The organism is Streptosporangium brasiliense (genome assembly GCF_030811595.1).
GTDB lineage: Bacteria > Actinomycetota > Actinomycetes > Streptosporangiales > Streptosporangiaceae > Streptosporangium > Streptosporangium brasiliense.
The window spans coordinates 690,733-703,151 of the sequence record NZ_JAUSRB010000002.1 but is presented as its reverse complement, the minus strand read 5'-3'; the positions used below and the strand labels follow the sequence as shown (position 1 = coordinate 703,151).

Annotated in this window: 9 protein-coding genes and 1 tRNA gene; 8 read left to right on the top strand and 2 right to left on the bottom strand. The window is 74.1% G+C overall.

Annotated features, from left to right (window positions below; translation table 11 throughout):
* Positions 1-31: 31 nt before the first annotated feature.
* The 4 genes from J2S55_RS11600 (at position 32) to J2S55_RS11585 (ending at position 6,255) form a co-directional block, all read left to right on the top strand.
* Complete coding sequence (locus tag J2S55_RS11600; RefSeq protein ID WP_306859677.1) at positions 32-2,221, top strand: ATP-binding protein; 2,190 nt, start codon at positions 32-34, stop codon at positions 2,219-2,221.
* Between the two features lie 234 nt (positions 2,222-2,455).
* The gene (locus tag J2S55_RS11595; protein WP_306859674.1) at positions 2,456-4,645 is read left to right on the top strand and encodes an ATP-binding protein; all 2,190 of its coding nucleotides are present in this window, start codon (positions 2,456-2,458) and stop codon (positions 4,643-4,645) included.
* Between the two features lie 199 nt (positions 4,646-4,844).
* Positions 4,845-5,477 carry an RNA polymerase sigma factor gene (locus tag J2S55_RS11590; protein ID WP_306859672.1) on the top strand — a complete coding sequence of 211 codons (633 nt, stop codon included), beginning with the start codon at positions 4,845-4,847 and terminating at the stop codon, positions 5,475-5,477.
* A complete protein-coding gene (locus J2S55_RS11585) occupies positions 5,464-6,255 on the top strand; it encodes a hypothetical protein (RefSeq protein ID WP_306859670.1) in 792 nt (263 codons plus the stop codon). Before J2S55_RS11590 ends, J2S55_RS11585 begins: the two co-directional genes overlap by 14 nt.
* Here the strand turns inward: J2S55_RS11585 and J2S55_RS11580 are convergent.
* The gene (locus J2S55_RS11580; protein ID WP_306859668.1) at positions 6,244-7,263 is read right to left on the bottom strand and encodes an adenosine deaminase; all 1,020 of its coding nucleotides are present in this window, start codon (positions 7,261-7,263) and stop codon (positions 6,244-6,246) included. The two genes, J2S55_RS11585 and J2S55_RS11580, sit on opposite strands and share 12 nt — an antisense overlap.
* Before the next feature lie 211 nt (positions 7,264-7,474).
* On the opposite strand from J2S55_RS11580, the gene J2S55_RS11575 reads away from it, so the two are divergent.
* A complete protein-coding gene (locus tag J2S55_RS11575) occupies positions 7,475-9,433 on the top strand; it encodes an ATP-binding protein (protein WP_306859666.1) in 1,959 nt (652 codons plus the stop codon).
* A gap of 146 nt (positions 9,434-9,579) precedes the next feature.
* Here the strand turns inward: J2S55_RS11575 and J2S55_RS11570 are convergent, their stop codons facing one another.
* Positions 9,580-10,785 (bottom strand): pyridoxal phosphate-dependent aminotransferase, encoded by a 1,206-nt coding sequence (locus J2S55_RS11570; RefSeq protein ID WP_306859664.1) that lies wholly within the window; start codon positions 10,783-10,785, stop codon positions 9,580-9,582.
* A gap of 255 nt (positions 10,786-11,040) precedes the next feature.
* On the opposite strand from J2S55_RS11570, the gene J2S55_RS11565 reads away from it, so the two are divergent.
* The 3 genes from J2S55_RS11565 (at position 11,041) to nusG (ending at position 12,324) form a co-directional block, all read left to right on the top strand.
* Positions 11,041-11,113: transfer RNA gene (locus tag J2S55_RS11565), tRNA-Trp, on the top strand.
* 76 nt (positions 11,114-11,189) lie between these two features.
* The gene (gene secE / locus J2S55_RS11560; protein WP_306859662.1) at positions 11,190-11,438 is read left to right on the top strand and encodes a preprotein translocase subunit SecE; all 249 of its coding nucleotides are present in this window, start codon (positions 11,190-11,192) and stop codon (positions 11,436-11,438) included.
* 67 nt (positions 11,439-11,505) lie between these two features.
* The gene (nusG, locus tag J2S55_RS11555) at positions 11,506-12,324 is read left to right on the top strand and encodes a transcription termination/antitermination protein NusG (RefSeq protein WP_306859660.1); all 819 of its coding nucleotides are present in this window, start codon (positions 11,506-11,508) and stop codon (positions 12,322-12,324) included.
* Positions 12,325-12,419 lie beyond the last annotated feature (95 nt).

Genomic DNA, 12,419 nt, shown 5'->3' with positions numbered 1-12,419 from the left:
TTGCCACCTTACGCGGAGGGGCTGGGGAGCGGTGGCGCAGACGCGGACGCGCCGGGACAACGTCCCGGCGGAGACGAGCAGCCTCGTCGGGCGGCGGGAGGAGCTCGCCGAGATCGCCGTGCTGGTCGGCCGGTCACCGCTGGTGACCCTCACCGGCGGGGCCGGTGTGGGCAAGACGAGACTGGCCGTCAGGACGGCCGACCGGCTGCGCGGCTCCTTCGCCGACGGGGTGTGGGTCGTCGAGCTCTCGGCCCAGCAGAACGGCGACCTGATCGGCCATGACATCGCCGCCGCCCTCGGCCTGCGCGAGCAGTCGGCGCGCCCCCAGCCGGAGGTGCTGGCCGACTTCGTCGCCGACAAGCGGCTGCTGTTGGTCCTGGACACCTGTGACCATCTGACCGACGCCTGCGCGGCGCTGCTGCGCCGGATGCTGCCCGAGGCTCCGCACGCGCGGGTGCTGGCCACCAGCCGCCGGCCGCTGGGCCTGCCCGGGGAGCGGGTCCTGCCGATCGAGCCGCTGGCGGCGCCCGGGGACGCCGGAGCGGACGCGGTCCGGCTGTTCACCGAGCGGGCTCACGCCCTGGTGCCCGGCCTCACCCTCGACCCCGCGGCGGTGGCCCGGGTCTGCCGTCGGCTGGACGGCATCCCGCTGGCCATCGAGCTCGCCGCCCGGCGGCTGCGGACGCTGTCGCTCCAGCAGATCGCCGAACGGCTGGACGACCGCTTCGAGCTGCTCGTCGGGGGGAGCCCCGCCCCGCTGAGACGCCACCAGACGCTGCGCACCGCGGTCGGCTGGAGCCACGAGCTCTGCACCGCGCAGGAGCGCCTGCTGTGGGCCCGGCTGTCGGTCTTCGCCGGGCCGTTCGACGCCGACGCCGCGCGGGCGGTCTGCGCCGACGAGCGGCTGCCGGTGCTCCCGCTGCCCGGGCTCGTGGACAGGTCGGTCCTGACCGCCGAGGGGTCGCGATACCGGATGCTCGACACGGTCCGCGACTACGGCGGTGAGTGGCTGCGCCGGCTGGGCGAGGAAGACGCCCTGACCCGCCGCCACCGCGACCACTACCTGGCCCAGGCCCGCAGGGCGGAGGCCGAGTGGTCCGGCCCGCACCAGCTCCGCTGGGCCGACTGGGCCCGGCGCGAGCTGCCGAACCTGACGGCCGCCCTCGACCACGACGACGGGTCCGACCTGGTGACCGCGCTCTGGTTCGTCTGGTGCTGTCTGGGACAGGCGCGGCGGGGGCGCCACTACCTGGAGCGGGCGCTCCGGCGGCACACGCGGCCCGACCCGGCGCGGGCCAAGGCCCTGTGGGTGTGCGCCTGGGCCGCGCTCGGCGACGGCGACACGGCGGAGGCCCGCGCCCGGGCCGCCGAGGCGTACGAGACGGCGATCGCCGCGGGCGACCCCGCCGCCGCCGGCCGCGCCCGGCAGGTCGCCGCGGCCGCCGCCCTGGCCTGCGGCGATCTCGACGGGGCCGGCCGCCTCGCGGCCGAGGCGGCCGAGCTGTCCGGGCGGGCGGGCCCCGACCACGCCGGGCTCGCCGCCGCCGAGGTGACGCTGGCCATGGTGTCCGTCGTCCGGGGTGAGCCCGACCGGGCCGTGGAGGTGCTGGCGCGGCAGGCGGAGCGGTGCGCCGGACGCGGCGAGCTGTGGGCGCGCGCCCAGGGCGACCACGTGCGCTCGCTCGCCGAGCTGGACCGCGGCGAGCCCGGCGCCGCCGAGGCCCACGCGCGGGCGGCGCTCGAGGTGAAATGGCGATTGGGCGACGCGGTGGGCGGCGCCCTGGCGATGGACCAGCTCGCCGCCGCCGCGGCGGCGGGCGGTGACGGGCGCCGGGCCGCCTGCCTGCTCGGCGCCGCCCGGCGGATGCGGGCGGCCGCGGAGCCGTCCCGCCCCGGCCCGCCGGAGCCGGCGGCCCCTCGCACGCCCGGGAAGGGCCCCGGAGCCCCCCGCACGCGGGGGGAGGACCCGGTGGGGTCGGACGGGCCGGGCCCGGCGGCGGCGCACGCCGCGGCCGTTCACGCGCTGGTGTCCCGCGAGGGCGCCGCGGCCTCCCGCGAGCGTACGGAGCGGCGGGCCAGGGCACTCGTCGGCGACGCGGTCTACGACCGTCTGTTCGCCCGGGGGCTGGTCATGGATCCGGGCGTGGCCGTGGCGCGGATCCGGGACGCCGGCGGCGACCGGGCCGATGGCCGTACGGCCGCGCACGGCGAGCTCCGCTGACCTCAGGGCCGCCCGGCCGGGGCCGAGACTCCCGGCCGGGCGGTCCGGCCGCCTTTGAGCGGCAAACTCTGACGATTCGGAAATTCCACCGCGCACGGGAGGAACTTCGACCTTGGGGCGGCGGTGAGTTTTGCACTCGGGAAGAAGTAAACCCCACCCGCGAGAGGGAGGCTGACCGGTCCGTGACCCTGACGGGGTGCGATTTCCACAGAAGAGTGGAAGGAGCACGAACCGATGGAACGGAACCCATGGTGGCGCGGGAACCTCCCCGCGGAGACGACCGGCTTCGTCGGCCGTGAGAGCGAGATCCGGGAGCTGCTGAAGCTCCTGGCCGAGACGTCGCTGGTCACGGTCACCGGCGCCGGAGGCGTCGGCAAGTCACGGGTCGCGGTGAGGGCGGCGGAGGAATGCCAGGGCTCCTATCCGGACGGCGCCTGGCTGGTGGAGCTGTCCGGCGAACGCGACGGCGACCTGCTCGCCCACATCGTCGCGGCCGCCCTGGGGCTGCGCGAGCAGTCGGCCCGCCCCGGGGGCGAGGTGCTGGCCGAATTCCTCGCGGGCAAGAACCTCCTGCTGATCCTGGACGGCTGCGAGCATCTCCCGGACGCCTGCCGCGACCTCGTCACCGCCGTCCTGGCCGGGGCGCCCGGCGTGCGGATCATCGTGACCTCCCGGCAGCCCCTCGGCCTTGCCTGGGAGGCGCTGCTGCCCGTCGGGCCGTTCGAGCCGCCGGCCCCCGACGCCGTGGGGCCGATGACGGACGACGCGCTCCGGCTCTTCCTCGACCGGGCCCGGGCCGCGGCCCCCGGCCTGGAGACGGACAGGGCGGCACTGATGTCCGCGGCCAGGATCTGCCGGCGGCTGGACGGCATCCCGCTCGCCGTCGAGCTGGCCGCCGGGCTGCTCCGGACGCTGCCGCTGGAACGGCTCGCGGAGCGTTCGGAGGAATGGTTCCGAGCGTCGCCGCTGGAGCGGCTCGCGGGGCGTTCGGAGGAATGGTTCCGAGCGTCGCCGGTGGAGCGGCTCGCGGGGCGGTCCGAGAAGTGGTCCGGAGCGTCGCCGGTGGAGCGCCGGGGGGAGCGGTCCGGGGGACCGTACGACGACCGGGGGCCGCTGTCCCGCCCCGAGAGCCTGCACGCCACCCTGCGCACCGTGATCGGCTGGAGCCATGAGCTGTGCGGCCCCGGGGAGCGCCTGCTCTCGGCCCGGCTGTCGGTCTTCGCCGGAGACTTCGACGCCGAGGCCGCCGGGTGGGTGTGCGGCGACGGCCTGACCGACGTGCCCGTTCTGCTGGCCGGCCTGGCGGACAGGGCGCTGCTCGCCCGGGTCCCCGGCGGCTACCGGCAGCCGGAGGCGGTCAAGGAGTACGGCCGGCGGCGGCTCGCCCGGCTCGGGGAGGAGGCCGGGCTGCTCCGCCGGCACCGCCGCTACCACCTCGACCTGGCACGCAGGGCCGACGCCGGCTGGTACGGCCCCGGGCAGGAGGGATGGGCGGCCCGGCTGAACTCCGCCGGCACCGATCTCCGCCGCGCGCTCGGCTCCGGCGACCCGTCGAGCCCGCTGTCCGTCGAGCTCGCCGGGAGGCTCTGGCCCCTCTGGCTCTGCCTGGGCCGGTCGGGCGAGGGCCGCCACCACATGGGACGGGTGATCGACGCCGCGCCCGGCGCTGATCCCGGGCTGCCCAGGCTCCTGTGGGCCGACGGCTGCGTGGCCATCGCTGAAGGGGACCTGGAGCGGGGCCGCCGCCGGCTGGAGGCGGCCCTGTCGGCCGCCCTCGACGGGGACGACCACACGGCGGCCGGGCACGCCCGGCTCCAACTGGCCGTCCACGCCCTGTCCGTCGGCGCCTTCGACGAGGTGGAACCCGGCATCGAGCGCGCCCGTGAGTGTTTCCGCAGGGCCGGCCGGGCGACCGTCGGCGAGCCGCTCGCCCTGGTGACCCTGGCGATGGCGGTCACCTGGCGCGGCGAGTTCGCCAGGGCCGTCTCCACACTGGAGGAGGTGCAGCGGCTCTGCGACGCCAGAGGCGAGCGCTGGGCCCGCGCCTGCGGTGACTACGTGCTGTCCATCGCGCGGCTCGGTCTCGGTCGGGCGGCCGGGGCCGCGGCGGCGGCCAGGCAGTCGCTCGACGTCAAGTGGCGGCTGCGCGACACGGCCGGCGTGGCGCTGGCCGTCGACCAGCTCGCGGTGATCGCCGCGGTCGAGGGGGACGGCTACCGCACGGCCCGCCTCCAGGGCACGGGAGCGCGGCTGCGGGCCATCTCCGGGCTGCGGGGGTCCGGCTGCCCGCAGGGCATGTCGGAGCCGGGGACGGTCGCCGAGCGCACGGCCAGGCAACTGCTCGGCGACGACGCCTACGACGCGGCCTTCGCCGAGGGCCACGACGACGACCCCGGCTCCGCGGTGGCCTACGCCCTCGCCTGACAGAGCCCACCACGGCCCGAGCCCGTGGACCGGCCCCCAGGTCGGCCGTGGTCCGAGCCCGCGGACCGGCAGTTGCCTGAGCCCGTAGGGCGGTCACGGTCCGGGCGCGCGGGCCGCCCATGATCCGAGCCCGCGGACCGGCGGTCACCCGGCTCCGTGGTCCGGCCGGGTCCGTCCGTGGTCCGTCCGTGGTCCGGCCGTGGTCCGGGACTCCGGCCGGGAGCTCCTGCCCGGGGCTTCCCCCCGGGCGTCGCCGTGCGGTGGAATCTCTCACGACACCGCGAAGGAGCCCCCGACGGACGACGACGAGGCGATCGCCCGCTCCCTGGCCGGTGACCTGGACGCCTACGAGGTGCTGGTCACCCGCTACAGCGCGCTCGCGCACCGCACGGCGGCGATGCTCGGCGCCGCCGACGAGGCCGAGGACGTGGTCCAGGAGGCGTTCGTCAAGGCATACCGCCACCTGGCCGGCTTCCGCCGCGAGGCGCCGTTCCGGCCCTGGCTGCTGCGGATCGTGGCCAACGAGACCCACAACCTGACCCGTTCGCGGGGCCGCCGGGCCGAGCTGGCCGTGAAGCTGACCGAGCTGGACCCTCCCGGGGTGGAGGACCCGCAGGACGTGGCGGTCGACACCGACCGGCGGACCCGGCTCCTCGACATGGTCCGTACGCTTCCCGAGCGGGAACGTGAGGTCGTCGTCTGCCGGTATTTCCTGCAACTGTCGGAGGCCGAGACCGCCCAGGTGCTCGACCTCCCGGTCGGCACCGTCAAGTCGCGGGCCTTCCGCGGCCTGAAGCGTCTGCGTGAGGAGGTGGGCCGTGACCTCGCCTGACGATCTCGAAGCCCGGCTCCTCGCCCTCGGCGAGTCCGTCGACGTCCCGGCCCCGCCCCCCGCCGGGGTGGCGCGGGCCGTACGGGCGCGTCTGGAGGCCCTCCCCGCCGCCGACCGCCACCCCGCGCCCGCCCCGCCCAGCGCGCCGGTACGGCGGGCACGGCGGGCATGGCGGGTGCTGCGGCCCGGCGGTCACCTGCGGCGGCGGGCGATCGTCTCCGCTGTCGCGATCCTCCTCGCCCTGTTCCTCGGGGGGACCCCGGTGGGGCGGGCCGCGGTGACGCAGGTCCTGCGGTTGGCGGGGGTGGAGCTGGAGATCGGTGCCCCCGGGCCGCTGCCGTCCGGGCTGCCGGAGCCGCTGCCGGGGGAGCGGCGGGCCACCCTGGAGCAGGCCCGGGAGCAGGCGGCGTTCCCGATCTCCGTCCCGGCCGGGCTGGGCGAGCCCCGCGAGGTCAGGGTGGGCGACGGAGGCCGGGTCGTGTCGCTGCTGTGGCCGGGGGTCAGGCTCGACGAATACGACGGCACGCTCCAGGTCGTCTTCCGCAAGGAGCTGGGCCCGCCCTGGCCGGAGGAGGTCCCGGTGGCGGGCGCCTCCCGAGGACAGTGGATCCAGGCCCGCCACGGCCTGAGCTACCTGCCCCGGGGCGGCGGCCAGGCCCCGGTCCGCCCCCGCGCGGCAGGCCCCACGCTCATCTGGCAGGAAGGACGGACCGGCCTGCGCCTGGAGGGCGTCGACGATCTCCAGCGGGCCCTGGAGATCGCCGGCTCAGTCCGCTGATGCCAGCCACTCGTCGATCTCCTTGAACAGCTCCCGGCGGACCTGCTCCGGGGCCGTCGACGCCCGGATCGACTGCCGGGCCAGCTCGGCGAGCTCCGCGTCGTCGAAGCCGTACACCTGCCGGGCCAGCTCGTACTGCGGCAGCAGCCGGGAGCCGAACAGCAACGGGTCGTCGGCGCCCAGCGCGATCGGCACACCGGCGTCGAACAGCCGCCGCAGCGGCACGTCCTCGGCCCGCTCGGCCACCCCCAGCCCGACGTTGGAGGTGGGGCAGACCTCACAGGTGATCCGCCGTTCGGCGAGGAGCTCCATCAGCCGCGGCGACTCGGCCGCCCGCACGCCGTGTCCCACCCGGTCGGCGCCCAGCACCTCGACGCACTCGGCCACGCTGGCGGCGCCCAGCAGCTCCCCGCCGTGCGGTACGGCCAGCAGCCCGGCCCGTTTCGCGAGCCGGAAGGCCCCGTCGAAGTCACGGGCCCGGCCGCGGCGCTCGTCGTTGGAGAGCCCGAACCCGACCACGCCGTGGTCCATGTACTGCGTGGCGAGGCGGGCCAGCGTCTTGGCGTCCAACGGGTGCCGGGTCCGGTTGGCGGCCACCACGACCGCGATCCCTATCCCCGCGTAGCCGGCCGCCTTGTCCGCGGCGTCGAGCATCAGCTCCAGAGCCGGGGTGAGCCCGCCGAACCGATGGGCGTATCCCGACGGGTCCACCTGGATCTCCAGCCAGCGGGACCCCTCGGCGGCCTCGTCCTCGGCGGCCTCGCGCACCAGCCGGTAGACGTCTTCCTCCCGCTGCAGGACCGCCCGCGCGATGTCGTAGAGCCGCTGGAAGCGGAACCAGCCGCGCTCGTCGGTCGCCCGCAACCTGGGCGGCCAGTCCTCCTTCAGCGAGTCCGGCAGGTGCAGGCCGTGCTCCTGGGCGAGCTCGATCAGGGTGGAGTGCCGCATCGAGCCGGTGAAGTGCAGATGCAGGTGGGCCTTGGGCAGTTCGCTGAGGGGACGTGGCATTTCCATATGGTGCCGTACGGCCGGCACCGGCGGTCACAGTTGGCCCCAACCCGCCGGCGACCCGTCGGCGCGCCCGCGCCGGGGAGCCCCGGCCGGCACGTGTTCCTGACTGGCGGCGTGACCCGGGGAAATGTGGCAGATGGGGTACCAGCCGACCGTTCCGCCATGCGACCGTAGGGACACGTGTAGTCAGTACGGAGCTGGGGCTGCAATGAGAGCGGATGTCTTCGTCGGCAGGCAGGCAGAGCTGGCCGAGGTCTCCGCCCTGCTGGGAAGGGCGCGTCACGTCACGCTGACCGGCACCGCGGGGGTGGGCAAGACCCGCCTCGCGCTGAGCCTGGCCCGGACCCTCGGAGCGGAGTTTCCCGGCGGCGTCCACGTCGCCGACCTGTCCGACACTCCCGCGGACCTCGCCTCGCTGGCCGAGACGCTCGCGGACGCGGCCGGCGCCGACCGGCGGCTGGGCGAGCCGGCGCTGGCGGCGCTGGTCGGCCGGCTCGCCCCGCGCCGGAGCCTGGTCGTCCTCGACGGCTGCGACCGCGCCGTCGGCGCGGCGGGCATCCTGGTCGGCCTGCTGCTGCGCTCCGTCGAGGGACTGCGGGTCCTGGTCACCAGCCGGCAGCGGCTCGGGCTCCCCGGCGAGCACCTTTACCAGGTCGGCGGCCTGCCCACGGCCGACGCCGTCCACCTGCTTGCCGTCCTCGCCGACAGGAGGCTCGACGGCGTCGACGCGGCGGCGCTCTGCGAACGGCTCGACAACCTGCCCCTGGCGATCGAGCTCGCCGCCGCCGCCCCCGACCCCGCCGCCGCCGACGTGTTCGCCACCGCCTCCGACGGCCGGCGGCACGGCTCCATGCGCGCCGCCTACGGCTGGAGCCACGAGCTGTGCGGCCCGCAGGAGCGCCTGCTGTGGGCCAGGGCGTCGGTCTTCCCCGACACCTTCGACCTCGAAGCCGCCGAGGACGTCTGCACCGCCGACGGGCTCGACGCCGGCGAGGTCCTCGACACCCTGCTCGGCCTGATCGACAAGTCCGTCCTCGCCCGAGAGGAGGGGGAGTTCGACGTCCGCTACCGTCTGCCGGGCACCGCCCGCGCGTTCGGCGCCGTCTGGCTGGAGCGGCTCGGCGAGACCGGCGAGACGCGCCGGCGCCACCGCGACCACTTCCTCGGCCGGTCCAGCCGCGCCGAGCTGGACGGGGAGCACCTTCAGCTGGAGCGGTACCGGCGGCTGGCGGCGGAGACCGGCAACATGCGCGTGGCCATCGAATACTGCTACTCCCGGCCGGAGGAGCACCGCAAGGGCCTCGACATGGCCGGCAACCTGTGGTCGCTGTGGACGCGCTGCGGCATGCACGCCCTGGGCGACGAGCTTCTCCAGCGCGGGCTGGACCTCGACCCCGCCCCCGGTCCCGAGCGGCTCAAGGCGCTTCTGGCGCACGCCTGGCTGTCGATCCGGCGCGGTGAGCCCGAACGCGCGGAGCGCATCCTCGCCGAGTGCGTCGCCGTGGACGCCGACGGACACGCCGCGGCCTACGTCAGCCAGTTCCGGTCCCACCTGGCGGTGCTGCGGGGCGAGGTGGGCGAGGCCCTGCGGCACATCAGGCACGCCCGCGGGCGGCACCGCTCGACCGGCGACTTCTTCCCCGGATTCCTGCCCACCTACACGGTCATGGCCACCGCCATGATGCTCGAAGGCAATCACGGGCAGGCCGTGTCCGTCCTGCAGGAGGGGCGCGACCTCTGCGAATCCTGCGGTGACCAGTGGACCCTCATCCGCCTGAACCTCCTCCTGGGCCAGGTGGAGCACCTGCTCGGCAACAGCGTCGAGGCCGCCGCCGCCATCCGTGACGCCCTCCTCGGCGCCCAGCTGTTCGGCGACACCTTCTCCATGCTGGAGGGGCTGGAGCTGTCCGCCGTGATCGCCGAGTCCTCCGGTGTGGACGACGCGTTCGCCGCCCTCCTGCTCGGCGCGGCCGACGCCGCCTGGCGGAGCGCCGAGGTGTCGCCCAGCCGCTCACCCATGCTCGCGAGCCTGCTGCGCGTCGCCGAGCTGAGGCTGCGCGGGCGCATGGGCAGGACGGAGTTCGAGCGGCTGGCCAGGGTGGGGTCCTCGATCGGCCTGCAGACCGCCGTGGAGCGCGCGCTCCAGGAGACCTTCTCCCGGTTCTGACCCGTACGGGGAGCCCGCCCCGGGGGGCGGCCCCCGTCGGCCCTGTCGGGCGGCGGGCCCCACGCGGGCGCCGGGGGCCGTGGCCGTACACGAGGAAAGGCCCGGGCGCGGGCCCGGGCCTTTCCTCGTGGAGACGTGCCCGGGGGCTAGCGGGCGCCGCCCAGGAACTTGGCCACCCGGCTGACGCCCTCGACGAGGTCCTCGTCGCCCAGCGCGTAGGACAGGCGGAAGTAGCCCGGGGTGCCGAAGGCCTCGCCGGGGACGAGGGCGACCTCAGCCTCTTCGAGGATCAGCTCAGCGAGCTCGGCGGAGGTCTGCGGGCGCCTGCCGCCGAAGTCCTTGCCCAGCAGCTCCTTGACCGACGGGTAGGCGTAGAAGGCGCCCTTCGGCTCGGGGCAGAGCACGCCCGGGATCTCGTTCAGCATGCGGACCATGGTCTGGCGGCGGCGGTCGAAGGCCTCGCGCATCTTCGCCACGGCCGACAGGTCGCCGCTGACGGCGGCCAGGGCGGCGGCCTGGGCGACGTTGGCGACGTTGGAGGTGGCGTGCGACTGCAGGTTGGTCGCCGCCTTGACGACGTCCTTGGGGCCGATCAGCCAGCCCACCCGCCAGCCGGTCATCGCGTAGGTCTTGGCGACGCCGTTGAGGACGACGACCCTGTCGCCCAGCTCGGGCACGACGGTGGCGATGCTGGCGAAGGTCGCGCCGCCGTAGGTGAGGTGCTCGTAGATCTCGTCGGTGACGACCCACAGGTCGTGCTCGGCGGCCCAGCGGCCGACCGCCTCGACCTGCTCGGGGGTGTAGACCGCGCCGGTCGGGTTGGACGGCGAGACGAACAGCAGGACCTTCGTGCGCTCGGTGCGGGCCGCTTCGAGCTGCTCCACGCTCGCGAGGTAGCCGGTGGTCTCGTCGGTCACGACGTCGACCTGGACGCCGCCGGCCAGCTTGATGGCCTCGGGGTAGGTCGTCCAGTAGGGGGCGATGACCAGGACCTCGTCACCCGGGTCCAGCAGCGTGGCGAACGCCTCGTAGACGGCCTGCTTGCCGCCGTTGGTGACCAGGACCTGGGCGGCGTCGACCTGGTAGCCGGAGTCGCGGAGCGTCTTGTCGGCGATGGCCTGCTTCAGCTCCGGCAGGCCGCCGGCCGGCGTGTACTTGTGGAACTTGGGGTTCCGGCACGCCTCGACGGCCGCCTCGACGATGTAGTCGGGAGTCGGGAAGTCCGGCTCGCCGGCGCCGAAGCCGATGACCGGGCGGCCCGCCGCCTTCATCGCCTTGGCCTTGGCGTCCACGGCGAGCGTGGCGGACTCGGAGATCGCGGAGATACGCGCTGAGATGCGAGGACGGGTCATGCCTCCATGGTTACAGACCTGTGGCTCTGTTTCCGCCGCTTATCCAGGATGTGGACGAGTCATCAGCAGGCCGTACAAGAGGGTTAAAGAGGCGGTAATCCGGGAGGCGACCGGGACGGATCGCCACCGGTTCGACGTGGAGGCCATTCCCACGTAGACTCCGCATGGTCTTCCCGCCGTATGCGTGAATCGGCGGTCAAGACCGTGAGCCACGGACAAACCTCGGTCCAACCGATGTATGGTGGTTCATGTCTTAGGGCACTAGCGCAATTGGTAGCGCACCGGTCTCCAAAACCGGCGGTTGGGGGTTCGAGTCCCTCGTGCCCTGCGAGGAGCGGTCCGCGCATCAGGGCGTCTAGCGCGCCGCAGACATGCGTTGGATACGACCGGATCAGGTGAGGACTGTGGCGATCGACACGCGCGGCGAAACCGCAGACAAGCCGAGCGGTGAGAAGAAGGCGAAGCGCACTTCTCCCGCCCTTTTCTACCGGCAGGTTGTCGCTGAGCTGCGCAAGGTCATCTGGCCTACGCGTAAGGACCTGATTTCCTACACCATAATCGTGCTGGTCTTCGTTCTACTCATGGTCGGGATCGTGGCTGGGCTCGACGCGGTGTTCACCGAGGGCGTCCTGCGGATCTTCGGCGGAGCCTGAGCCGCCATCCGGCGTGTCCTCCCGCGGTAAGTCCATCAGCCCATCGACGGAAAGAGAATGAGTCACCGTGTCCGAGTCTTCACACCCGGCCGGCGAGCCCCGCGAGGAGCGGGCGGGCGAGCCGGAAGAGGTCATCGACGCTGCGGAGGACTCGCTCGCCGAGCCCGACGACTTTGACGTCGATGCCGACGCCGAGGCCGAGGACGAAGAGGCCCCGGCCGACGCCGTCGACGAGGCCGAAGAGGCCGAAGAGGTCCCGGCGGACGACGTCGACGAGGACGGTGACGTCCTCCCCGACGTCGACCCGGTCGAGGAGTTCAAGCGCCATCTGCGGAGCCAGTTCGGCGAGTGGTACGTCATCCACTCCTACGCCGGCTACGAGAACCGCGTGAAGTCCAACATCGAGACCCGCACGCAGTCCCTCAACATGGAGGACTACATCTTCCAGGTCGAGGTGCCCACCCACCACGTGACCGAGGTGAAGAGCGGCAAGCGCCAGCTCGTCAAGGAGCGGGTGCTGCCCGGCTACGTGCTGGTCCGGATGGACCTCACCGACGAGTCCTGGTCCGCGGTGCGCAACACGCCCGGTGTCACCGGCTTCGTCGGCCTGTCCAACAAGCCGAGCCCGCTGAGCCTCGACGAGGTCGCCAAGCTGCTCGCGCCGGAGCCGTCCGAGGAAGCCAAGAAGTCCACCACCAAGGCCACCGCCGCCACCGTCGACTTCGAGGTCGGCGAGTCGGTCACGGTCATGGACGGCCCGTTCGCCACGCTGCCCGCCACGGTCAGCGAGATCAGCGCCGAGTCGCAGAAGCTCAAGGTGCTGGTGTCGATCTTCGGTCGTGAGACCCCGGTTGAGCTCTCGTTCAACCAGGTCTCGAAGATCTGACCCGGTCACATAAACTAAGACGTTCGGCGGCCGTGCTTCGCGTAGCGCGGCCTGCCGACATGCTCCCCGTGTCTGCGTGGGAGCCGCATCACCCC